General features: G+C 43.3%; 23 protein-coding genes. 18 read left to right on the forward strand and 5 right to left on the reverse strand.

The features are described 5' to 3' along the window. The 15 genes from Q0212_RS06305 to nuoN form a co-directional block, all read left to right on the forward strand. Nucleotides 1–454 (forward strand): hypothetical protein (locus Q0212_RS06305; protein ID WP_297923684.1); only part of this gene is annotated, 454 nt, incomplete at its 5' end. A gap of 304 nt (nucleotides 455–758) precedes the next feature. Then, nucleotides 759–1,460, forward strand: a complete 702-nt coding sequence (locus tag Q0212_RS06310; protein ID WP_297923686.1) for an START domain-containing protein — start codon at nucleotides 759–761, stop codon at nucleotides 1,458–1,460. Between the two features lie 236 nt (nucleotides 1,461–1,696). Then, nucleotides 1,697–2,116 (forward strand): NADH-quinone oxidoreductase subunit A, encoded by a 420-nt coding sequence (locus tag Q0212_RS06315; RefSeq protein WP_297923688.1) that lies wholly within the window; start codon nucleotides 1,697–1,699, stop codon nucleotides 2,114–2,116. An 11-nt stretch (nucleotides 2,117–2,127) separates the two neighbouring features. Next, entirely contained in the window at nucleotides 2,128–2,799 is a 672-nt protein-coding gene (locus Q0212_RS06320) for an NADH-quinone oxidoreductase subunit B family protein (protein ID WP_297923691.1), read from the forward strand. 163 nt (nucleotides 2,800–2,962) lie between these two features. After that, entirely contained in the window at nucleotides 2,963–4,726 is a 1,764-nt protein-coding gene (gene nuoC / locus Q0212_RS06325; protein WP_297923693.1) for an NADH-quinone oxidoreductase subunit C/D, read from the forward strand. A gap of 98 nt (nucleotides 4,727–4,824) precedes the next feature. After that, nucleotides 4,825–5,334, forward strand: a complete 510-nt coding sequence (gene nuoE / locus Q0212_RS06330) for an NADH-quinone oxidoreductase subunit NuoE (protein WP_107864353.1) — start codon at nucleotides 4,825–4,827, stop codon at nucleotides 5,332–5,334. Further along, nucleotides 5,331–6,626 (forward strand): NADH-quinone oxidoreductase subunit NuoF, encoded by a 1,296-nt coding sequence (gene nuoF / locus Q0212_RS06335; RefSeq protein ID WP_297923696.1) that lies wholly within the window; start codon nucleotides 5,331–5,333, stop codon nucleotides 6,624–6,626. The genes nuoE and nuoF overlap by 4 nt, the downstream gene beginning before the upstream one ends. 6 nt (nucleotides 6,627–6,632) lie before the next feature. Further along, the gene (nuoG, locus tag Q0212_RS06340) at nucleotides 6,633–9,356 is read left to right on the forward strand and encodes an NADH-quinone oxidoreductase subunit NuoG (protein ID WP_297923698.1); all 2,724 of its coding nucleotides are present in this window, start codon (nucleotides 6,633–6,635) and stop codon (nucleotides 9,354–9,356) included. Beyond that, nucleotides 9,356–10,357, forward strand: a complete 1,002-nt coding sequence (gene nuoH / locus Q0212_RS06345; RefSeq protein WP_297923700.1) for an NADH-quinone oxidoreductase subunit NuoH — start codon at nucleotides 9,356–9,358, stop codon at nucleotides 10,355–10,357. The genes nuoG and nuoH overlap by 1 nt, the downstream gene beginning before the upstream one ends. Further along, a complete protein-coding gene (gene nuoI / locus Q0212_RS06350) occupies nucleotides 10,354–10,896 on the forward strand; it encodes an NADH-quinone oxidoreductase subunit NuoI (protein ID WP_297923702.1) in 543 nt (180 codons plus the stop codon). Before nuoH ends, nuoI begins: the two co-directional genes overlap by 4 nt. 19 nt (nucleotides 10,897–10,915) lie before the next feature. Further along, nucleotides 10,916–11,404, forward strand: a complete 489-nt coding sequence (nuoJ, locus tag Q0212_RS06355; RefSeq protein ID WP_297923796.1) for an NADH-quinone oxidoreductase subunit J — start codon at nucleotides 10,916–10,918, stop codon at nucleotides 11,402–11,404. A gap of 55 nt (nucleotides 11,405–11,459) precedes the next feature. After that, nucleotides 11,460–11,768 (forward strand): NADH-quinone oxidoreductase subunit NuoK, encoded by a 309-nt coding sequence (gene nuoK / locus Q0212_RS06360; protein ID WP_297923704.1) that lies wholly within the window; start codon nucleotides 11,460–11,462, stop codon nucleotides 11,766–11,768. Beyond that, complete coding sequence (gene nuoL / locus Q0212_RS06365) at nucleotides 11,765–13,630, forward strand: NADH-quinone oxidoreductase subunit L (RefSeq protein WP_297923706.1); 1,866 nt, start codon at nucleotides 11,765–11,767, stop codon at nucleotides 13,628–13,630. Before nuoK ends, nuoL begins: the two co-directional genes overlap by 4 nt. 9 nt (nucleotides 13,631–13,639) lie before the next feature. Then, nucleotides 13,640–15,205, forward strand: a complete 1,566-nt coding sequence (gene nuoM / locus Q0212_RS06370) for an NADH-quinone oxidoreductase subunit M (protein ID WP_297923708.1) — start codon at nucleotides 13,640–13,642, stop codon at nucleotides 15,203–15,205. 7 nt (nucleotides 15,206–15,212) lie between these two features. Continuing rightward, entirely contained in the window at nucleotides 15,213–16,679 is a 1,467-nt protein-coding gene (gene nuoN, locus Q0212_RS06375) for an NADH-quinone oxidoreductase subunit NuoN (protein ID WP_297923710.1), read from the forward strand. A 47-nt stretch (nucleotides 16,680–16,726) separates the two neighbouring features. Here the strand turns inward: nuoN and Q0212_RS06380 are convergent, their stop codons facing one another. The 4 genes from Q0212_RS06380 to Q0212_RS06395 form a co-directional block, all read right to left on the reverse strand. Next, nucleotides 16,727–17,200 (reverse strand): nuclear transport factor 2 family protein, encoded by a 474-nt coding sequence (locus Q0212_RS06380; RefSeq protein WP_297923712.1) that lies wholly within the window; start codon nucleotides 17,198–17,200, stop codon nucleotides 16,727–16,729. 122 nt (nucleotides 17,201–17,322) lie between these two features. After that, nucleotides 17,323–17,967, reverse strand: a complete 645-nt coding sequence (locus Q0212_RS06385; protein ID WP_297923714.1) for a pyridoxamine 5'-phosphate oxidase family protein — start codon at nucleotides 17,965–17,967, stop codon at nucleotides 17,323–17,325. 72 nt (nucleotides 17,968–18,039) lie between these two features. Continuing rightward, the gene (grxC, locus tag Q0212_RS06390) at nucleotides 18,040–18,294 is read right to left on the reverse strand and encodes a glutaredoxin 3 (RefSeq protein ID WP_297923715.1); all 255 of its coding nucleotides are present in this window, start codon (nucleotides 18,292–18,294) and stop codon (nucleotides 18,040–18,042) included. A gap of 79 nt (nucleotides 18,295–18,373) precedes the next feature. Further along, nucleotides 18,374–18,913: a carboxymuconolactone decarboxylase family protein gene (locus tag Q0212_RS06395; protein ID WP_297923716.1), complete on the reverse strand. Its 540-nt coding sequence runs from the start codon at nucleotides 18,911–18,913 to the stop codon at nucleotides 18,374–18,376. 136 nt (nucleotides 18,914–19,049) lie between these two features. Here Q0212_RS06395 and Q0212_RS06400 point away from each other — a divergent pair, with 136 nt between their 5' ends. Both Q0212_RS06400 and Q0212_RS06405 read left to right on the forward strand, forming a co-directional pair. Beyond that, entirely contained in the window at nucleotides 19,050–19,949 is a 900-nt protein-coding gene (locus Q0212_RS06400) for a LysR family transcriptional regulator (protein WP_297923718.1), read from the forward strand. A 271-nt stretch (nucleotides 19,950–20,220) separates the two neighbouring features. After that, nucleotides 20,221–21,249: a hypothetical protein gene (locus Q0212_RS06405; RefSeq protein WP_297923720.1), complete on the forward strand. Its 1,029-nt coding sequence runs from the start codon at nucleotides 20,221–20,223 to the stop codon at nucleotides 21,247–21,249. 8 nt (nucleotides 21,250–21,257) lie between these two features. Here Q0212_RS06405 and Q0212_RS06410 read toward each other — a convergent pair whose 3' ends face one another. After that, entirely contained in the window at nucleotides 21,258–22,055 is a 798-nt protein-coding gene (locus tag Q0212_RS06410; RefSeq protein ID WP_297923722.1) for a cobalamin-binding protein, read from the reverse strand. A 225-nt stretch (nucleotides 22,056–22,280) separates the two neighbouring features. Between Q0212_RS06410 and Q0212_RS06415 the strand changes: the two genes are divergently transcribed. After that, nucleotides 22,281–22,478 (forward strand): PspC domain-containing protein, encoded by a 198-nt coding sequence (locus tag Q0212_RS06415; protein WP_297923724.1) that lies wholly within the window; start codon nucleotides 22,281–22,283, stop codon nucleotides 22,476–22,478. Nucleotides 22,479–22,481: the final 3 nt, after the last annotated feature.

Raw genomic sequence — 22,481 nt, forward strand, 5'->3', positions numbered from 1 at the left:
TTCTGGCTATAAAACATGGGGTATTTATTACAGCTCGCTCAATATTCAAGACGATTATAGTGTGACGACAAATTGGGATTTATATAGCAAATGGACAAAAGTTAAAAATCACTTAGCCAATGCCAGCCAAGGCAGTTATGGCACTATTTATATGAATTATTTGAGTGCCTCTGGTGGTTCATTTCCCTATTTTATTGCCTCTGGTAATAGCTCGCCACAAACGGGAGCTCCGTTATTATCAACAGGTTTAACCACCCCAGGTTTTAAATCGTCTTATCCAGACTTTCCGCGTGTCGCTTGTTTTATTGGCATTTGTACCATTGCTTTTGAAGGCACAAATCGTTTGGCGAGTGAACGTTTAGCAGGCACTACTTATGGTCGTGTTGGTATTTTAATGACCGATTTTCCCGGTAAGCAATTAATCCAAAATACCATTAGTCATAACTTTCGCTAATAGTTTGGTCTTTAAATAGATAAAATTAATTGGATAGCCTTTAGAGAAAGATGCTTTTAAACAAATTGAATTTGCAATTTGTTTAAAAGCTATCCATATTTATTAAAGACATAGGACTGACGTGTTTTACCCAAACTAACACATCTTGTGAGCGTGAAACCGTTACTTCGACTATGCTCAATTGAAATGCAAACAAATAGTGATAGTTGTGTAAGTCTTAAGACAATGTTTGCTACAGATTTGTCGAATGATTGATAAATTTTTTAAGGTAAGGACATAGTAAGTACAATCCTAGGCCTTGGTTATGTTTAAGCGTACATTATTATTGGCGAGTTTATTAGCAACAACGACGACTGCATTAGCAGCAGGTGATTTAGACGAATTACGAGACACAGGCGATAAAAAAGAATGGCGTTTATATAAAAGCGATAAACGTCATAATATTCAAGTGTATGTCAAAAATGAAGAAGGTCAGGCTGTTCGTTCTTTTAGAGTAGAAGCAGTACTTGAAGCACCTGTTGAAACCTTAGCACGTATTCAGTTTGATATTGATTCCTTTCCTCGTTGGTATTTTGCCGTCACTGAAGCAAAGTTTTTAAAGAAAATTAGTGATCGGGAATATATCTTTTATATGGTGCACGATGCGCCTGTGGGTACTCCAGATCGTGATGTTATTTTAAAAGTCACCATTGATCCAATCACCAAAAAACAGCCTTATGTGTTGTTAAAATTTGATGCCTTACCCGATTATTTGCCAGCACGTCCGCCTTATGTGCGTATGTTGGCCGAAAACTACACCGTAAAATGGACACCAATTGATAAAAATACCACACGTCTAGAGTCTGAAGGATTTATTCATCCTGGTGGTAATGCACCAAGCTGGGCGGTTAATTTTGTTCAGGGTAAAGGCCCTTATGCTAATATGATGGGCTTAAGAAGAATGTTGTTTCTGCCGCAATATAACGACCCACAAGCACCTTTAATGTTTCCAATACGCAAAGATTAACAATTGTAACTTTGGCCTTGTCCTTGCTGCGGCGTAAGTTGCAGTAGGGAAATCGGTTAAAAACTCTTATCTTCACCATCTAGAACAAATAATCATAACTGTAGTACAATATATGTAATTGTATGTAACAAAGCTTATGGACTTTGTCTCTTTAGGCATAATCCTTGTAGGGTTGCTTTGTAAGTTGAGTTGCTGTCAAATCTATTTCCCCGCTTTGAGTGCTAGGAGTCCCCTGCATGTCCCCTGTTGATGCAATGGCGCATAACTGGTCTTTTGCCATTTATATTTTTGGTATTGTTTTTATTTGCACCTTTATGTTGGCGATTCCCGTTTGGTTAGGGGGAAAAGCTAAAGGTCGTGCCACCAATGAGCCGTTTGAATCAGGTATTGTGCCAGCAGGCGGCGCACGTATTCGTTTTTCTGCCAAATTCTATTTAATTGCCATGTTTTTCGTGATTTTTGATATTGAAGCTCTGTTTTTATATGCATGGGCTGTATCAGTACGAGAAAGTGGTTGGGCCGGATTTATTGAAGCTTTCATTTTTATTTTTGTCTTGTTAGCAGGTTTGGTTTATATCTGGAAGTTGGGCGCATTGGATTGGACTGCCGAAGCACGTCGCCGTAAACAAAAGCCTCGCCAACAAACCTTATCTTGAGGTTTTGACTTATGGATTACACCTTAACGCGCATTGATCCAAACAATCCGCAACAGCGTTATCCTGCACCTAAAGAAATCGTTCGTGATCCTTTAGAAGAGCATGTTCATAAAAATATTTATATGGGCAAACTCGAAGACATGTTGCATGGTGCTGTTAACTGGGGGCGTAAAAACTCCTTATGGCCGTATAACTTCGGTTTGTCGTGCTGTTATGTCGAAATGGCAACTGCCTTTACTGCGCCGCATGACTTAGCCCGTTTTGGTGCAGAAGTTATTCGTGCCTCACCCCGTCAAGCTGACTTAATGGTGGTGGCAGGTACTTGTTTTATCAAGATGGCACCTGTTGTTCAACGTTTATATGAGCAAATGTTAGAGCCAAAATGGGTTATCTCTATGGGTTCTTGTGCTAATTCGGGTGGTATGTACGATATTTATTCTGTGGTACAAGGTGTGGATAAGTTTTTGCCTGTGGATTTATACATTCCCGGTTGTCCACCACGTCCCGAAGCCTTTTTGCAAGGTTTAATGTTATTACAAGAATCGATTGGTAAAGAACGTCGCCCATTAACATGGGTCGGTGGTGATCAAGGCGTTTATCGCCCTGTAATGCCAGCCGAGCGTGACGTTAAACAAGCGGAACGTATCCAAGTCACCAACTTGCGTACTCCAGACCAAGTCTAAATTAAGCGTTTTACGAGTGTTTACCGACGGTTAGGTAGCCAACGATAAGATTTAGTATTGTCTATACTCAAGCTTTAAGCGTGGGTGTGGACAATAAAGGCTAAGTCTCAGAGAGTTGCATGCCAGTAATCATGGAAGCGCTCATCAAGTGATGATTTGATAGATGGCCGAACATACTGCTGATACCCAGTTGCCTGAAGTGGTGCGTGAGTTATACGCCCAATTTGGTGCCGAAACTTTTGTGCTGCAAGCGACTAAAGATGATGTTCCAACCTTATGGGTGGGGCGTGATAAATTAGTCGAAGTCTTGCGTTTTTTGCGTCACGTTTCCCGCCCTTATAGCATGTTATATGACTTAAGTGCGATGGATGAACGCTTACGTCAACATCGTTATGGTTTGCCTGCGGCTGACTTTACCGTGTTCTATCATTTACTCTCTATTGAGCGTAATAGTGATGTGCGGATTAAAGTCGCATTATCTGCTGATAGCTTACATGTACCGTCCGTTATTAACATTTGGCCAAATGCCAACTGGTATGAGCGTGAAGTGTGGGACTTATTTGGTATTGAGTTTGATGGCCACCCTCTGTTAGTGCGTATTATGTTGCCACGTACATGGACAGGTCATCCTTTACGCAAAGATTATCCAGCACGTGCTACCGAATTTGATCCGTTCATGCTCGATGCCGCCAAACAAGATGCTGAGCAAGAAGCCTTACGTTTTAACCCTGAAGAGTGGGGCATGAAACGTGGCACCAAAGATGAGGACTTTATGTTCCTCAACTTAGGTCCTAACCATCCTTCTGCACATGGTGCGTTTCGTATCGTCTTGCAATTAGATGGTGAAGAAATCATTGATTGTGTACCAGATATTGGTTATCACCATCGTGGCGCAGAAAAAATGGCCGAACGCCAATCATGGCATAGTTTTATTCCTTATACCGACCGTATCGACTACCTCGGTGGGGTAATGAACAACTTGCCCTATGTCTTGGCTGTTGAAAAGTTGGCAGGAATTAAAGTGCCTGCACGCGTACAAACCATTCGGGTGATGATGGCGGAATTCTTCCGTATTACCAGTCATTTATTGTTCTTGGGTACATATATTCAAGACGTGGGCGGCATGACCCCCATTTTCTTTATGTTTACCGACCGTATGAAGGCTTACGATGTCATCGAGGCGATTACAGGCGGTCGTATGCACCCTGCATGGTTCCGTATTGGTGGTGTTGCCCACGATTTACCGCAAGGTTGGGACAGATTAGTCCGTGAGTTTGTCGAATGGTTGCCAAAACGTTTGGATGAATACGTCAAAGCCGCGATTAAAAATGGTATTTTGCGTGCCCGTACCATTGGGACTGCCCAATACAACAGCGAACAAGCTATTGCATGGGGTGTGACAGGTGCGGGTTTACGTGCCACAGGTATTGATTACGATTTGCGTAAAGCACGTCCATACTCTGGTTATGAAAACTTTGACTTTGAAGTGCCAATTGCCCATAACGGCGATGCCTACGACCGTTGTTTGGTGCGTATCGAAGAAATGCGTCAAAGTATTCGTATTATCAAGCAGTGTTTAGAAAATATGCCTGCAGGTGATTATAAGGCTGACCATCCGTTAACCTGTCCACCACCCAAAGAAAAAACCTTACAACACATTGAAACCTTGATTACCCACTTCTTGAGTGTATCGTGGGGGCCAGTCATGCCCGCAGGTGAAGCCAGTCAAATGATTGAGGCAACCAAAGGTATCAATAGTTACTACTTAACCAGCGATAACGCCACCATGAGTTATCGTACACGGATTCGTACACCCAGTTTTGCCCATTTACAGCAAATTCCATCGGTGATTAATGGCAGCATGATTCCAGATTTGATTGCTTATTTAGCCAGTATCGACTTTGTGATGGCTGACGTTGACCGTTAAGAGCTGAACTTGCGTATTGCACCCCCCTCAGTCCCCCCTTGTTAAGGGGGGATGCCAAAGGCAGGGGGGTATGTAAGTTCTTAGAGAGGCTTGAAAAAATGATTATTTGTACTAGTCGCCGTCCCAAATTTACTGACGGTTATGTGATGTCCGAACAAGAGCGTCACGATATTGAACATGCGCTAGAGCATTATGAAGACTCGCGTGCGGCGTCTATTGATGCGCTAAAAATTGTGCAAAAGAAGCATGGTTGGGTACCTGACAGTGCCATTTATGCCATTGCCGATATTATTAAAATCCCTGCGGCTGATGTCGATGGCGTTGCCACCTTTTATAACAAGATTTTTCGTAAGCCAGTCGGCAGAAACGTGATTATGGTTTGCGACAGTATCGGTTGTTTTTTAACAGGTTATGAAGATTTAATTGCTGAAATTAAACAACAATTAAACATCGACTATGGCCAAACCACGCCAGATAACCGTTTTACCTTATTACCCATTTGCTGTTTAGGTAACTGTGACAAAGGGCCAACGTTAATGATTAACGAAGACACCCACGGGCCAGTCAGCATCGAACAAGTTTCTTCTTTATTGGAGCAGTACCAATGACAGTGGTTTCTGCCGACACTCGGCCATTAACATGGCGACTCCAGCATGGCGAGGCCATTACCGATATTAAGACCTATGAGTCTTTAGAAGGTTATGCCGCAGTCCACAAAGCCATTAAACAGATGTCGCCACAAGACGTACAAAAACTGGTCAAAGATGCCAATTTACGCGGACGGGGCGGTGCAGGCTTCCCCACAGGCGTAAAGTGGAGCTTGATTCCGATGGGCGAAGACGCAGGGGTAAAATACCTCGTCTGTAACGCCGATGAAATGGAACCGGGTACATTCAAAGACCGCTTATTGATGGAAAAATTGCCCCATCAATTAGTGGAAGCGATGATTGTGGCAGGTTATGCCATTCAAGCAACACGCGCTTATATCTTCTTGCGTGGCGAATATATTTTAGCGGCAGATCGCTTAAATGCGGCCATTGAACAAGCCAAAGCTGCAGGTTACTTAGGTAACAATATTTTAGGCTCGGGTTGGAGTATGGATTTATATGTTCATACAGGTGCAGGGCGTTATATTTGTGGTGAAGAAACCGCATTAATTAACTCTTTAGAAGGCCGTCGTGCTAATCCACGCGCCAAACCACCGTTCCCACAAATTGCTGGGGCATGGGGTAAACCAACGATTGTTAACAACGTTGAGACCTTATGTAACATCGCACCAATCATTATGCGTGGTGCTGAATGGTTTAAAGGTTTGTCTGAAGGCAAAAGTCCCGATGCAGGCACTAAATTATATGGTGTTTCTGGTCGTGCTAAACGTACAGGCGTTTGGGAGTTACCGATTGGCACTACCGCGCGTGAATTGTTAGAAGTGCATGCAGGCGGTATGAAAGATGGCCTTAACCTAAAATGTTGGTTACCCGGTGGCGCATCAACCGACTTTTTAATGCCCGAACATCTCGATTTAGCCATGGATTACGACACCATTATGAAAGCAGGCAGCCGTATGGGGACTGGCTTAATTATGGTGGTTGATGACAAACAAAACATGATTTCGGTATTGCGTAACCTTGAAGAATTCTTTGCACGAGAATCTTGTGGTTGGTGTACACCGTGTCGTGACGGTTTGCCGTGGGGTGTGAAAATCTTACGTGCTTTAGAACGTGGTGAAGGTCATCCAGATGATATTGAGCAGTTAAGCAAACTGACTCGTGATTTGTGGATTGGTAAAACCTTCTGTGCTCACGCACCAGGTGCGATGGAGCCATTAATGAGTGCGCTCAAGTATTTCCGCTCTGAATTTGAACAAGGCATCGCCAAAGATGCCATGATAAATGGGTAAACAGGCATGGCAACGATTCATGTAGATGGCAAACAGTATGATGTTGATGGTGCTGATAACCTGCTTCAAGCCTGTTTGTCTTTAGGTTTAGACATTCCTTATTTTTGTTGGCATCCTGCCTTGGGCAGTGTGGGTGCTTGTCGTCAATGTGCGGTTAAGCAATATGCTAACGCCGAAGATAAACGTGGTCGTTTGGTGATGTCTTGTATGACACCTTCCACCGACAACACCTTTATTTCGATTGATGACGAAGAAGCCAAACAATTCCGCGCCAGTGTCGTGGAATGGTTAATGACCAACCACCCACATGACTGTCCAGTTTGTGAAGAAGGTGGTCACTGTCATTTGCAAGATATGACCGTGATGACAGGTCATGACCGTCGCCGTTATCGCTTCACGAAACGTACGCATCAAAACCAAGATTTAGGCCCGTTCATTAATCATGAAATGAACCGTTGTATCGCCTGTTATCGTTGTGTGCGTTATTACAAAGACTACGCAGGCGGCGAAGACTTGGGCGTTTATAGCGCACATGACAACGTTTACTTTGGTCGTCCTGAAGATGGCGTGTTACAAAGTGAGTTCTCGGGTAACTTAGTTGAAGTTTGCCCAACGGGTGTGTTCACCGATAAAACACACTCTGCACGTTATAACCGTAAGTGGGATATGCAATTCGCACCGAGCGTTTGCCAACAGTGTTCTGTGGGTTGTAACACCAGTCCTGGTGAGCGTTATGGCGAATTACGTCGTATCGAAAACCGTTACAACGGTGCAGTAAACCATTACTTCTTGTGTGACCGTGGTCGTTTTGGTTACGGTTATGTCAACCGTGAAGATCGTCCGCGTCAACCGATGATTCGTCAAGGTGCAAGCTTAGCTGCCACCAGCGTTGATAATGCTTTAGATACCGCCATTGCTCAGTTAAAAGGCAAAAGAGTCTTAGGTATTGGCTCGCCACGCGCCAGCCTCGAAACCAACTTTGCCTTACGTGAGTTGGTTGGTGCTGCCAACTTTGCGACAGGCATGACCGCGGCTGAACAAGCTCGTGTCGCCTTAGTCAGCAAAATTTTGCAAACTGAAGGTGTTGATACGCCATCGTTACGTGCGATTGAAGATAAAGATGCAGTCTTGGTGTTGGGTGAAGATGTCACCCAAACAGCACCACGTATTGCCTTAGCTTTACGTCAAAGCATCAAAAACAAAGCAGAACAATTAGCTGCCCAGCGTAAAACCAGTGATTGGCATCAATTAGCGGTCAAAAACATTGCTCAGCATGAGTTGTCACCGCTGTATATCACCAGTTTAAGCGGCACACGTTTAGATGATGTGGCGCAAGAAACCTGTTTTGCGGCGATTCCTGACCAAGCACGTTTAGGTTTTGCCGTAGCGCATGCGATTGATAGCAATGCACCTGCCGTCCCGAATATGAGCGTTGAAGCCTTAGCTTGGGCGAAAAAGATTGCTGAAGATTTATTAGCAGCTGATCAACCTTTAGTTGTGGCTGGAACATCGGCAGCCAGCGAAGATTTATTGTTAGCAGCCGCTAATATTGTACAAGCATTATTAGTTAAAGGTAAAAAAGCCGCCATTACTTTAGTTGTTCCTGAAGTGAATAGCTTGGGTGTTAGCTTATTGGGTGGCCAAGACTTAGATACAGCGTTGGCGAGCTTAAAAGCAGCTCATTATGATGCAGTCGTGATTGTCGAAAACGATTTATATCGTCGTCTGCCTGCCGGTGTGGTTGATGCGGCATTACAAGCCACCAAACAAGTGATTGTGTTGGATCATCAACAAACCGCAACCACTGACAAAGCACATATCGTCTTGTCGGCAGCTAGTTTTGCTGAGGGCGATGGCACAGTGGTTAACAACGAAGGCCGTGCCCAACGTTTCTTCCAAGTCTATGAAGCCTCTTATTACAAGCCAGAACAGCAAGTCAAAGAAGGCTGGCGTTGGTTGCATGCGGTGCAAACTGGCATTGTTGGCGCAGACATTAACTGGACACAACTAGACGAAGTGATTGATAGCTTAGTGGTGGGTGTACCAAGTTTAGCCGCCATTAAAGACGCTGCACCTGATGCTTCGTTCCGTATTAAAGGCTTAAAACTAGCGCGTGAACCACGTCGTTATAGTGGTCGTACGGCAATGCGTGCCAACATCAGCGTCCATGAACCGCGTCAACCCCAAGACCAAGACAGTGCTTTAGCGTTCTCGATGGAAGGCTACGTTGGCACACAAAACGCAGGCGCGTTGACCGCGTTTGCGTGGGCACCAGGTTGGAACTCTCCACAAGCATGGAACAAATTCCAAGATGAAGTGGGTGGCCATTTACGTTCAGGTGATGCGGGTGTACGTTTGTTTGATAACGTGCCACGTCAAGCGGGCGGTTATGCCAAAAACATTCCTGCTGCGTTTACCCCTGCTGCCGATAAATTCTTAGTGCAACCGATTCATCATATTTTTGGTAGCGATGAATTATCCGCACGTGCACCAGTCATGGAAAGCCGACTTCCACAAGCTTATGTGTCTTTAGCCACCGCCGATGCTCAACGTTTGCGTGTTGCCGATCATCAAACGGTTATTGTTGGTTTAAACATGAAATTGCTTAAATTAACCGCACGTATTGATGAAGCCCAAGCCGAAGGTACGATTGGTTTACCGATCGGTTTAGCGGGTGTGCCTGTGGTTCAAGGTAATGAATGGGTGACAGTAACAGGGGAGGGCGCATAATGTTTGATTGGCTTACGCCCGAAATCGTAGCGACCTTGGTCGCTGTTGCACAAGCCGTGGTGATTTTGCTTGCCACGGTTATTTTAGCAGCTTTATTAAGTTTTATTGAGCGTCGTTTATTGGCTTGGTGGCAAGACCGTTATGGCCCAAACCGTGTTGGCCCTTATGGTATGTTCCAAATTGCTGCCGACATGCTCAAAATGTTCTTCAAAGAGGACTGGACACCGCCCTTTGCGGATAAGTTAACCTTTAGATTAGCACCAGCGATTGCCATGGGAACCGTGTTGTTGTCGATGGCGGTTGTACCGATTACACCCACATGGGGGGTAATTGATTTAAACATTGGTTTGTTATTCTTCTTTGGTATGGCAGGCTTAGCGGTTTATTCCGTGATGTTTGCGGCATGGTCATCTAATAACAAATACTCGTTATTAGGTGGTTTACGTGCTGCCGCACAAACCTTGAGTTATGAAGTGTTTATGGGCTTAGCCTTAATGGGTGTTGTTGCCCAAGCTGGCTCGTTTAATATGCGTGAAATTGTTGAAGCCCAACAAGGTATGTGGAACATTATTCCGCAGTTCTTGGGCTTTTGTACCTTCTTAGTCGCAGGTATTGCGGTGACTCACCGTCATCCATTTGACCAACCCGAAGCCGAACAAGAATTGGCTGACGGTTATCATATTGAATACTCTGGTATGAAATGGGGTATGTTCTTCGTGGGTGAATATGTGGCGGTAGTTGTGGTTTCAGCCATGTTAACGACCTTGTTTTTGGGTGGTTGGTTGCCATTATTTTCCTTCTTAGATTTTATTCCACCATTTCTTTGGTTTGCTGGTAAAACTGCCTTTTTCATCATGTTATTTGTGTTAGTCCGTGGCTCGTTGATGCGTCCGCGTTATGACCAAGTGATGAAATTTAGTTGGTTATTTTGTTTGCCCGTCACGTTACTCAATCTTTTAGTAACCGCCGCCGTGATTTTGACATGGGGTTCAGCAGCATGAATTTAATTTCTATTATCAAAGGCGCAGGGACACAAGTCCGCAGTATGCTTATGGTATTTAGTCATGGCTTTCGTAAGCGTGACACCATTCAATACCCAGAAGAAAAAGTCTATTTACCACCACGTTATCGTGGTCGTATCGTCTTAACCCGCGATCCTGATGGTGAAGAGCGTTGTGTGGCCTGTAACCTGTGTGCGGTTGCTTGTCCTGTAGGTTGTATTTCCTTACAGAAAACAGAAACCGCCGATGGTCGTTGGTATCCAGAGTTTTTCCGTATTAACTTCTCACGCTGTATTTTTTGTGGCATGTGTGAAGAAGCTTGCCCAACCACCGCGATTCAATTAACACCAGACTTTGAAATGGCTGAATTTAATCGTCAAGATTTAGTGTATGAAAAAGAACACTTATTAATTTCGGGTGGCGGTAAAAATCCAGACTATAACTTCTATCGTGTCTCAGGTATGGCGGTTGCGGGTAAAGCCAAAGGCGAAGCCCAAAACGAATCAGCTCCTGTTGACGTTAAAAGCTTGTTGCCATAAGCCGAGGTTAAAAATGGAAATGATACTTTTTTATCTCGTTGCTGCCATTGCCGTATTTAGTACGGTGCGTGTGATTAGCAACAGCAACCCAATTCATGCGTTATTAAACTTAGTTGTGTCTTTATTAGCCGTGGCCATGATTTTCTTTATGTTGGGTGCACCATTTGCGGGAGCGCTCGAAATCATTGTTTATGCAGGCGCAATTATGGTGTTGTTTGTGTTTGTGGTGATGATGCTCAATTTGGGACAACACACAGTTAACCAAGAAAAGCAATGGATGAGTCCACAAGCGTGGTTTGGTGCAAGTGCTTTAGCAGGTATTTTATTAGCCGAAATGGTGTATTTGTTAAGTCAAAGCCATGACCATCAAACAGGGTATCAAATGGTTGATGCCAAAGCAGTCGGGGTGTCGTTATTTGGCCCTTATCTGTTGGTGGTCGAATTAGCCTCATTATTATTATTAGGGGCTTTAGTGGCAGCTTACCATTTAGGCAAACACGAAGATTAATTAACGATTTCAAATTAAATGGCGCAGTGCGCCTAGGCAAAAAGGCGGTACAGGTATGATAGCAATACCCATGGAGCACGGTTTGGCACTCGCGGCCACGCTCTTTGTACTGGGGTTAGTTGGCGTGATTGTGCGCCGTAATATCCTCTTTATGTTGATGTGTTTAGAAGTGATGATGAATGCAGCAGCCTTAGCGTTTGTTGTTGCAGGTAGTCGTTGGGCACAACCTGATGGCCAAGTCATGTTTATCTTAATTTTAACCTTAGCTGCTGCCGAAGCTGCCATTGGCTTGGCCATTGTGTTGCAGTTTTATCGTCGCCATCATTCGCTCGATATTGATGTGGCAAGTGAGATGCGCGGATGAACTTACTTTATTTAACCTTTGTTTTCCCCTTAGTGGGATTTTTGTTGTTAGCCTCATTCCGCCAACGTTTGTCTGAAAACGTCGCGGCAGTGATTGGTGTTGGCTCGATGGGCTTATCCGCTTTGACAGCTTTATATGTGGGCATGGACTTCTTACAAAACGTGCCACAAGGCGGCTCTTATGTGCAAACCTTGTGGACATGGATGCAAATTGGCGACTTTAACGCCAGTTTTGGTTTGCATTTAGACGGTTTGTCCTTAACCATGTTGGGTGTAGTAACGGGTGTTGGCTTTTTCATTCACTTATTTGCCTCATGGTATATGCGTGGTGAAAATGGCTTTGAGCGTTTCTTCTCTTATATGAACCTATTTGTTGCCAGTATGTTGTTATTGGTGTTAGGTGACAACTTAGTGCTGTTGTACCTAGGTTGGGAAGGGGTAGGCGTTTGTAGTTATTTATTAATTGGTTTCTACTATTTTGACAAAGCCAATGGCGAAGCAGCGATTAAAGCATTCACCGTCACGCGTGTGGGTGATGTGTTTATGGCCATTGGTTTATTTATTTTATTTAAAGAACTAGGCACTTTAGACATTCAGCAAATCGTTAAATTAGCACCAACCCATTGGCAAGCTAATGACCCGATGTTGGTCTTTGCTACCTTAATGTTATTAGGTGGTGCGGTGGGTAAATCAGCGCAATTACCGTTACAAACATGGTTGGCGGATGCGATGGCTGGCCCAACACCTGTTTCTGCATTGATCCACGCAGCAACAATGGTTACCGCTGGTGTGTATTTAATTGCACGTACTCATGGTTTGTTCTTAATGACTCCAGAAGTTTTGCACTTAGTGGGTGTGGTGGGTGCAGTCACCTTAGTATTAGCAGGCTTCTCCGCTTTAGTGCAAACCGACATCAAACGTGTGTTGGCTTATTCAACCATGAGCCAAATTGGTTATATGTTCTTAGCTTTGGGTGTGGGTGCATGGCATGCGGCAATTTTCCACTTAATGACTCATGCCTTCTTTAAAGCTTTATTGTTCTTATCCGCAGGTGCGGTAATTATTGCTTGTCACCATGAGCAAAACATTTTCAAAATGGGCGGTTTGTACAAAAAGATTCCTTTTGTCTATGCCTGTTTCTTGATTGGTGGCGGTGCATTGGCAGCGTTCCCATTCATCACTGTAGGCTTTTATAGTAAAGATGCGATTTTGTTACAAGCCTACGCCAGTGGTAATACCGATTTATTTTGGGCAGGTTTAGTCGGTGCTTTGTTTACCTCTATTTATACCTTCCGCTTAATTTATATTGTGTTCCACGGCAAAGAAAATGGTCATGCCCATGAAATTCATGGCGTTTCTTACTGGTTACCTTTAGGGGTGTTATTAGTGTTATCTACTGGCGTAGGTGCATTTATTCACCAACCTTTAGAAGGTGTATTGCCAGCCTTTGCCAGTCCAATTAGCGAAGAAACCAAACATTTTGTTGAAATCTTAGCCATTGGTACAGGTTTAGTAGGCTTGGCGATTGGTGCTGCGTTATTTATGGGTGAACGTCGTGTTCCAACTGCTTTAGCAAATAGTGCAGTGGGTAATGCCTTGTCTCGTTTGTGGATGAATGGTTGGGGTTTTGACTGGTTATATAACTGGTTATTCATTAAGCCTTATTTATTGATTGCCCATTTAAATCGTCATGACGGTATTGATAAAGCCATTGGTTTGATTCCCCGTCTTGCCCGTTTAGGACATAGTGCCGTCAGCACATCCGAAAATGGCCGTTTACGTTGGTACACAGCCAGTGTATTGCTTGGTGCAGTTTTAGTGCTAGGCATGGTGTTGTATCTACAATTAAATCTAAGAGGCTAAGTCAAGACCATGATTCTTTCAGCACTGATTTTAATCCCCTTTATTGGTGGTTTCTTGTGTTGGGTCGGCGAAAAGCTTGGCCTCGGTGTTCCACGCTGGATTGCCTTGATTAGTATGGCAGCCGTGTTGGGTTTAGGTTGTCAGTTGTGGATGCAGGGTGATTACTCTTTAGCAAATGCAACTGTTGGAACAGCGCCTCATTGGCAATTAGAAGAGCGTTATACATGGATTCCTCACTTAGGTGTGAGTATCCATTTGGCTTTAGATGGCTTGTCTTTGCTCATGGTCATGTTAACAGGCTTATTGGGTATTATGGCCATTGGCTGTTCTTGGACAGAAATTCAACGTCATGTTGGCTTCTTCCACCTTAACTTATTATGGAGTTTGGGTGGTGTTATTGGCGTATTCATTTCTTTAGACATGTTCTTATTCTTCTTCTTTTGGGAGATGATGTTAGTTCCTGTTTATTTCTTAATTGCCTTATGGGGGCATGCAGGCTCTGATGGTAAAAGCCGTATTTATGCAGCTAATAAGTTCTTTATTTTTACCCAAGCTGGCGGCTTGATTATGTTGGTGGGTATTTTGGCTTTAGTGTTAGTCAATTACCAAGCAACAGGCGTATTAAGTTTTGATTACGATGCCTTATTAGGTGCACATCAATACATGTCACCTAATTTAGAAATGGCCTTAATGTTAACGTTCTTTGTCGCTTTTGCCGTTAAGTTACCGATTGTGCCAGTTCACTCTTGGTTGCCAGATGCCCATGCCCAAGCCCCTACCGCAGGTAGTGTTGACTTAGCAGGTATTTTGTTAAAAACAGCGGCTTATGGTTTATTGCGTTTTGGTTTGCCATTCTTCCCGAATGCCTCTGCTGAATTTACGCCAATCGCCATGTGGTTGGGTATTTTTGGCGTGTTTTATGGTGCATTCTTGGCTTTTGCCCAAACCGATATTAAACGTTTAATTGCTTATACCAGTATTTCCCACATGGGTTTTGTGTTGATTGGTATCTACTCTGGTAACTTATTAACCTTACAAGGTTTAGTGATTCAGATGTTGGCACATGGTATTTGTGCAGGTGGTTTGTTTATTTTATCTGGCCAATTGTATGAGCGTATCCACACCCGTGACTTGCGTGAAATGGGTGGTTTGTGGGGACGTTTTAGCTATTTACCTGCGTTATTAATGGTATTTGCCGCCGCTTTATTAGGGATTCCTGGTACAGCAAACTTTATTGGTGAATTCTTGATTTTGTTGGGTGCATTTAAGGTTGTGCCGTTAATCACCATTATTGCCACTGCTAGTTTAATTTTGGCAGGTGTTTACTCCTTAATTATGATCCACCGTGCCTTATTTGGTCAGGCAAAATCTGACGAAAAATTGCCTGATTTATCAGGTCGTGAATTGGCATTAGTGGTCAGTTTAGTGGGTATCTTGGTGTTTTTAGGTTTATATCCACAACCTGTATTAAATGTTTCGCAAGCATCAATGGCACGAATTGAGCAAATTTATGCTCCAAAAGCCATCACTGTGCCTGCTGTAATCAATACCCCAGCACCCACATTGGCTCCCTGAGGTTATTATGAATCTGACTTTTGAGACTTTTTTACCTCTGTTGCCAGTTGGCATTTTGGGTGCAACAACGGTTGTGGTGATGTTGGCAATTGCCTTCTTGCGTCATCATTGGTGGAATGCAACGATCACAGTGGTGGGTTTAAACCTTGCCTTGGCTTCAGTGATTGCTTTAGTTTGGCAAGGTACAGCACCAACAGCCATTACGCCATTATTGGTCGTTGATAATTTTGCTTATTTTTATATGGCTTTGATTTTGGTGGCAGCATTGGCTTGTTCCACCTTAACCCATGCTTTTATTGATAGTTACAAAAACAACCGTGAAGAAATGTATTTGTTGTTGTTGATTGCAACCGCAGGTGCTTTGGTATTGGTTTGTAGTCGGCACATGGCTTCGTTCTTTATTGGTTTAGAGTTAATGTCTGTGCCTGTCTATGGCATGGTGGCTTATACTCATCATCGTAGTCGCTCCTTAGAAAGTGGCATCAAATACATGGTGTTATCCGCAACAGCTTCTGCTTTTATGTTGTTTGGTATGGCGTTAATTTATGCCCAAACAGGCACATTAGCCTTCTCAGGTGTCAGCGAACAATTAGGCGGTGGTGCACCCATCGGCCATTTAGCCACTTTTGGCGTTGGCATGATTGTGATTGCGATTTGTTTTAAATTGTCTTTAGCACCGTTCCATTTATGGACACCCGATGTTTATCAAGGCTCACCAGCACCTGTTGGTGCGTTTTTAGCTACCATTGGTAAAGTGTCTGTATTTGCGGTGTTGGTTCGCTTTTTAGTTGAAACACCGTTTGAATTTACCTTGCCATTACGCGAAGTGTTTAGCGTAATTGCCGTTTTATCCATTTTATTGGGTAACTTATTGGCATTAATGCAAACTAACTTAAAGCGTTTATTGGGTTATTCCTCAATTGCCCACTTAGGTTACTTATTGGTGGCTTTAGCGTCTGGTGGCGGTACAGCGTTAGAAACGGTACATGTTTACTTGTTAACTTACGTGTTAACCTCTTTAGGTGCTTTCGGTGTGGTGACTTTAATGTCACAAGGTAAAGACGACGAAGATGCTGACAGCTTACATCACTATCGTGGTTTATTTTGGCGTCGTCCTTATTTAACCGCAGTGATGACAGTGATGATGTTGTCTTTAGCAGGTATTCCGTTAACGGCAGGCTTTATTGCTAAGTTTTATGTGATGTTAACTGGTGTGAATACTGGCAACTGGTGGTTGTTAGGCGTGGTGATTTTAGGTAGTGCGATTGGCTTGTATTATTATTTACGCGTCATGGTCACCCTTTATATGGCTGCTTCTGGTATGCCTAAACATGATGCGGCTAACGATTGGGGACAACGTACTGGCGGTATTATGGTATTAGGTGTTGCTGGTTTAGTGTTATTGTTAGGTATGTATCCACAACCAGCTATCGAAGTTATTAGAATGGCTAAGTTGTTGATTTTACCGCACTGATTAGCAGAGTAATCTAAAAGCCTTGTCGAAAGACAAGGCTTTTTTGTTTAAAGATTTAAATCACTTAAACTAGGATGATCGTCAGGACGACGGCCTAATGGCCAAAAGAATAAACGCTCGGACGCTTTAATGGGCAAATCATTAATGCTAGCAAAACGACGCTGCATTAAGCCTTGTTCATTAAATTCCCAATTTTCATTGCCATAAGAGCGATACCACTGACCACTATCATCATGCCATTCATAGGCAAAACGTACCGCAATACGATTGCCATCAAATGCCCATAATTCTTTAATTAAGCGATATTCCAGTTCACGCGCCCATTTTCGGGTTAAAAACTCAATAATTTGTGGTCGACCACGCGGAAATTCAGCACGGTTACGCCATTGACTATCTTCGGTATACACCAAAGACACACGTTGAGGATCACGACTATTCCAACCATCTTCAGCCATCCGTACTTTTTGGATGGCTGTTTCACGGGTAAAAGGAGGAACAGGTGGACGAATTTCGTTAGTCATTATCGTATTCCTTTTTAGGACTTACGCGGTTATCGCTTATTTGCTCGCATTTAAATCGTTTTTAACGATTTTATGCTCACAAAACGCGCTAATTTCGGGGAAATGCGTCAGTCCTATTTTGTTTAAGGTTTAAATAGTTCAGCACCACCAGAGTGTAATGCGCGCTGCTGGTTTTGTAACTGCACTTTGAGTTGTGCAATCTGTTGATGTAAGTCCGCTAATTGTTCAGTAAGCTCATCTTCACTATAACGGGGCGTAATATGTTTTGGACAATTCCAGTCCCATGCCTCAACACGAATTAAAATACCACGTTCAACAGGTGCGCGGTAATCAGGCATCTCTAATTGTGCTAATAATTCTGGATGATCATCAGCATGAATAATCTGTGTCGTTCCCCAAAGTTTTAAGCGACGTTTATTGGGGTAATCCATTAAAAATAAGGAAATTTTATTATTGGCAGTAAGGTTGCCAACACTTAGGTATTGCCGATTTCCAGAAAGATCGGCATAACCCAAGGTACGACTGTCTAAGGCTTTTAAAAAGCCACGTGCACCACCACGATGTTGCACATACGGCCAACCTTCTTCGTTAACGGTTGCCTGATAAAAGCTATTACGTTCGGCAATAAAAGCCATTTCACGGGCAGTGAGTTCGTTACGAGGCTCAGTCGCCAGTTCAAAGCCTTGGTTTGCCTCACGACTGCCGTAACGTGTTTGTGCCGATTTAACGGCTGGAGTAAAAGTTAATTCAGCAAAAGCACGGGGCATGATAGTTCTCCAAACCAAGGGGTGAACGCGGTTAGTTTAGGACTTGAATATTTCGGTGAAATGCCTAAGTCCTTACTTGTTAATCAGTTTTAGCAATTCGCCACTCTGTTCACAAGCAACTAAATCATTAAAGCCACCAATATGAACATCGCCAACAAAAATTTGCGGTACAGTACGACGGCCACTACGTGTAATCATAGACTCTAATTGAGTATCTGATTGATCAACACGGATTTTTTCAACCGTTGCACCAACCCGTTTTAATAAATTCTCGGCTTGCACACACCAAGGGCAAGTACCTGTACTATAGACGGTGACAGCAGTCATGATGGTTCTCCTCAGAGTTAAAAATGGACTTACGCATTTCGCTGAAATAAGTGATAACTGCGTAAGTCCTAAAAAATGGTTAGATAGTTAAAGCGACTTTTGGAAAGTCAATGTCAACACGGCTGGCTTTACCAATTAAGTTGGTTAAGAAGTTAAGACCAACGTGGGTAATCACTTCAACGATATCACTATCGCTATAGCCTGCTTGACGCATCGCTTGGATTTCACCTGTAGTGACTTCGCCTTTGTGTTCAATCAACGCACGGGCAAATTGCACAGCAACAGCAGCTTTTGCGTCTTGGCTGCCACCTGCACGATTTGCGGCCATTTCTTCATTGTCTAAGCCAGTTTTGCGGCCAATGGCGGTGTGTGCAGAAACACAATATTCACAAGTGTTTTGTTGAGCAATCGCTAAGGCAATACGCTCACGCGTGGCGGCATCTAAACTGCCTTCATTAGCGATACTGTGGAAGCCTAAAAAAGCACGCAATGCCGCAGGCGAATTAGCAAAAATTTTTAAGAAGTTTGGCACCATGCCTAGTTTCTGTTGGATGGCATCAAACAATGCTAATTGTTCTTGGTTAGCAGTTGCGTTAGTGACAGTGTTAATACGGCTCATGATTTTTTCCTCGGTTAGGTTTGTTGGTGTGGCTATAGTGATATAGTTTGTTTTTTTAAAGAATCCTTGTTTTAGGTAATTATTTATTGCCTAAAATGGAATAATGATGGTATTAAAGATAAAAAAGGGGAAATATATGGATCGTTTAGACTTAATGACGATTTTTGTCGCTGTTGCTGAAGCCGAAAGTTTTTCGGGTGGAGCAAGACGTTTGGCGATGTCACCACCTGCCGTCACCAGAGCCATCTCAGCTTTAGAAAGTCGGTTGGCGGTTAAATTATTAGATAGAACAACACGTTATGTTCGAGTAACCGAATTAGGTCAACGCTATTTGGATGATGCTCGGCGTATTATTGCCGAAGTTGATGAAGCTGAAGATGCCTTGGTTGGCATTAATGGCACGCCCAAAGGGCAATTAACCCTAACTGCGCCAGTCTTATTTGGCAAAATGTTTGTCATGCCTGTGGTTGTTGAATATTTACAACGTTATCCCAGCATGGATGTCAGTGCCTTGTTTTTAGATCGTGTGGTTAACATGATGGAAGAAGGGGTAGATGTGGGCATTCGGGTTGGTGAATTACCGGATTCCAGTTTAAAGGCGGTGCGTGTCGGGCAAATCCGTCGGGTGTTATGTGCCTCACCACAATATTTGGCGGAATATGGTGTGCCTAATCATCCTCATGATTTGCAACAGCATCGAATTGTTGCGGCAACGGGGGTGACACCCAGTGTGGAATGGAAATTTTGGCAAGAGCAACAAGCTTTGTCGGTACGTTTGCGACCACGTTTAACGGTAACCACCAATGATGGTGCGATTGAATCTGCCTTAGCAGGCTTTGGGGTGACACGCTTAATGTCGTATCAAATTGCGCACTTTGTCGAGAGTGGTCAATTACAGATTTTATTGCCCGATTTTGAGTCAGCACCCTTACCGATCCATGTTTTGCATCGTGAAGGTCGGCATAAATCGGCGCGTGTGCGTAGTTTTGTCGATTTAGTCGTTGAACGTTTGCGCCAAGAAAAAGCCTTGAGTTAATTAATGCCAGTCAGTTAATAGGAAGCTTTCTCTTAAAACTTACCCTTCGACTTCGCTCAGGGGGCATTGCTTTGTTTGTTGAGCGGTGGTCACTGAGCGCAGTCGAAGTGAGTCGAAACAAGCAATAACCGAGTAAGTCCCATTAATCACATTAAAATTATTGCAAAAATAACAATTATGATTTGCTTTTTATAGGTATTCTCGTTAATTAAAGAAATAATCACAATAGCACTCATCAAATATTATTTATCTTCATCAAAAGGGTAAAACCATGAGTGCTGTTGTTGCTTTATCGTCATGGCCAATTAACGCTGAAACACCAATGGCTAATGCGCCAAGTATTGAATTGCCTAATGGTTATATTGGCATTCCTCAGCACTATTTACGTTATCAACAAACCCTAAGATCTGTGCGTGCTTTACTCGCTGATATTCAGTTTGACGATAAAACCTTGTTGTTTGCAGGGCAAGACCATAATGGTTTGTATATGCAAGTGGGCATGATTGGCCGTGAAAATTATGAGCGTGGCGATCAACAGCGCCCACACAAATTGGTTTATGGTCGTAAATGGCGTATTGACCGTGACACGCCAACCTCCGAAGTCATTCAAACGGCATTTTTGGCGATTAGCAAAGCCTATGAGCATGAAGTACGAGAATTATTAACCGTAAAAGATGCTTGGCAAGCAAAGGTTAGTGCGCCATTTAGCTGTCATCAAGATTTGCCTTTATTGACAGAAAATGCTGATTTGGTTGCAGCAGAAGAGCAACCTCGTTTGCAAACTTTGGCCGATATTGAGCAATTATTGGCAGGTGTAAAGTTTGCTCAGCATGACATTGACGTGGTGAGTTTTCATGCTCAACAGCCATTTAGTTATTTAGTGGTACGTTTGGGCAATGCACCTTTGGCTCGTCAGCAAGAAGGGGATTTAGCCCATTTTAATCAACAATTGGTGTCAGTGACCTTGCAGGAGAATACCGTTTCTGAGGTGTTGTTTGCTTTGTTAGATAGCTTTTTGCACATTAATCAACGTTGGGTTGAGGAGACTTTTGCTTATCAAGGTTTTGCGCGTTTTAGTCGTAGCCTTGATCCACGTCAAATTGCGGCGGTGTCTGTTGCGACTCGTCCTTATCGTCGTGATGCAACGAATGAACATTTTAGCCGTGGTTTCCGTCAGGCCAATTATGATGTTGATCGTTCACGTGTGCCAAGCTTGGGAACGGGTTTTTTAGCCAAGCGTAATCGTGAGGTTATTCAAGCTTATCAAGGCTTATTGGGACATATGCCTGATGGGTTGTAAGCTAAATATTAGTATTTTCTATACCAACCCTCAACAATTTCCACCAATTGTGCCAAACCATCGGTTAACGCCGCAGGGCCGGGTTGCAAAATATCTGCCGATTTAATTTCAAAAATTTGTTGGTTTTGTACCGCTGGCAAATGTTGCCAGCCTTCGCGTGCAGCCACTTGTTCGGGTCTAAATTTTCGCCCACACCAAGAGCCAATAATAATATCGGGGTGTTTAGCAATGACCTGTTGATGGTCAGCCACAATCCGATTTTTTGCTAAAGACTGCCGAGCGTGTTCAGGAAAAGCATACTGCCCACCTGCAATTTCAATTAACTCAGCCACCCATTGAATACTGGTAATAATGGGGTCGTACCACTCTTCAAAATACACAACGGGTTTAACGGTTCGTTGGCTATGTTGTTGTTTTAATTGCTCAATATATGCCAGACGCTCATTAACCCATGCCAACGCTGCTTGTTGTTGGCCAACCATTGCCCCTAATTGCACACACATCGCCAAAATTTCGTTCACTGAGCGTTGATTAAAAATATAAACGTTCACCCCTTGTTTAATCAATTCAGCCGCAATATCGGCTTGCAAGTCCGAAAACCCCAATACCAAATCGGGTTTAAGTGCCAAAATTTTGTCAATTTTGGCCGAGGTAAATGCTGAGACTTTGGGCTTTTCTTTGCGTGCTTGTGGTGGACGGACGGTAAACCCCGAAATACCCACAATGCGATGTTGTTGGCCTAATAAATACAAAAGTTCAGTAGTTTCTTCGGTTAAACAGACAATACGTTGGGGGAAAAAGTCCATAAAGATATTGCTCTAAAAATTGTGGTATAACTATAAAAAGAAATTTTAACTTAGGACTTACGTAGTTATCGCTTATTTACTCACATTTACCCCCCTGCCTTCGGCATCCCCCCTTATTAAGGGCGGACTGAGGGGGGTACAAAACACGCTTGTTTAGACTTTGCTCAACACAAGCTTTCTGTGAAATGCGTAAGTCCTGAACTGTTGTATTTGAGAGTAAAAACAATGGCTAATAAAAAATTTGTCCGTTCCCGTGAACATAATATCATTGCTGGAGTGATGGGAGGTATAGCCGATTATTTAGGATGGAGTCCCTTTAAAGTACGCTTAGCCTTTGTGATTATTTCATCAGTCAGTGCAGCCGTACCAGGTATTTTAATTTATATCATTTTGTGGTTTTTAATGCCTTTAGCGGAGGAGTAAACG

Source organism: uncultured Agitococcus sp. (assembly GCF_937920075.1).
Lineage (GTDB): Bacteria > Pseudomonadota > Gammaproteobacteria > Pseudomonadales > Moraxellaceae > Agitococcus.

Coding starts and splice junctions, on each gene's coding strand:
- Q0212_RS06310 (WP_297923686.1), top strand. CDS start 759: ATGTTTAAGCGTACATTATTATTGGCGAGTTTATTAGCAACAACGACG.
- Q0212_RS06315 (WP_297923688.1), top strand. CDS start 1,697: ATGTCCCCTGTTGATGCAATGGCGCATAACTGGTCTTTTGCCATTTAT.
- Q0212_RS06320 (WP_297923691.1), top strand. CDS start 2,128: ATGGATTACACCTTAACGCGCATTGATCCAAACAATCCGCAACAGCGT.
- nuoC (WP_297923693.1), top strand. CDS start 2,963: ATGGCCGAACATACTGCTGATACCCAGTTGCCTGAAGTGGTGCGTGAG.
- nuoE (WP_107864353.1), top strand. CDS start 4,825: ATGATTATTTGTACTAGTCGCCGTCCCAAATTTACTGACGGTTATGTG.
- nuoF (WP_297923696.1), top strand. CDS start 5,331: ATGACAGTGGTTTCTGCCGACACTCGGCCATTAACATGGCGACTCCAG.
- nuoG (WP_297923698.1), top strand. CDS start 6,633: ATGGCAACGATTCATGTAGATGGCAAACAGTATGATGTTGATGGTGCT.
- nuoH (WP_297923700.1), top strand. CDS start 9,356: ATGTTTGATTGGCTTACGCCCGAAATCGTAGCGACCTTGGTCGCTGTT.
- nuoI (WP_297923702.1), top strand. CDS start 10,354: ATGAATTTAATTTCTATTATCAAAGGCGCAGGGACACAAGTCCGCAGT.
- nuoJ (WP_297923796.1), top strand. CDS start 10,916: ATGATACTTTTTTATCTCGTTGCTGCCATTGCCGTATTTAGTACGGTG.
- nuoK (WP_297923704.1), top strand. CDS start 11,460: ATGATAGCAATACCCATGGAGCACGGTTTGGCACTCGCGGCCACGCTC.
- nuoL (WP_297923706.1), top strand. CDS start 11,765: ATGAACTTACTTTATTTAACCTTTGTTTTCCCCTTAGTGGGATTTTTG.
- nuoM (WP_297923708.1), top strand. CDS start 13,640: ATGATTCTTTCAGCACTGATTTTAATCCCCTTTATTGGTGGTTTCTTG.
- nuoN (WP_297923710.1), top strand. CDS start 15,213: ATGAATCTGACTTTTGAGACTTTTTTACCTCTGTTGCCAGTTGGCATT.
- Q0212_RS06380 (WP_297923712.1), bottom strand. CDS start 17,200: ATGACTAACGAAATTCGTCCACCTGTTCCTCCTTTTACCCGTGAAACA.
- Q0212_RS06385 (WP_297923714.1), bottom strand. CDS start 17,967: ATGCCCCGTGCTTTTGCTGAATTAACTTTTACTCCAGCCGTTAAATCG.
- grxC (WP_297923715.1), bottom strand. CDS start 18,294: ATGACTGCTGTCACCGTCTATAGTACAGGTACTTGCCCTTGGTGTGTG.
- Q0212_RS06395 (WP_297923716.1), bottom strand. CDS start 18,913: ATGAGCCGTATTAACACTGTCACTAACGCAACTGCTAACCAAGAACAA.
- Q0212_RS06400 (WP_297923718.1), top strand. CDS start 19,050: ATGGATCGTTTAGACTTAATGACGATTTTTGTCGCTGTTGCTGAAGCC.
- Q0212_RS06405 (WP_297923720.1), top strand. CDS start 20,221: ATGAGTGCTGTTGTTGCTTTATCGTCATGGCCAATTAACGCTGAAACA.
- Q0212_RS06410 (WP_297923722.1), bottom strand. CDS start 22,055: ATGGACTTTTTCCCCCAACGTATTGTCTGTTTAACCGAAGAAACTACT.
- Q0212_RS06415 (WP_297923724.1), top strand. CDS start 22,281: ATGGCTAATAAAAAATTTGTCCGTTCCCGTGAACATAATATCATTGCT.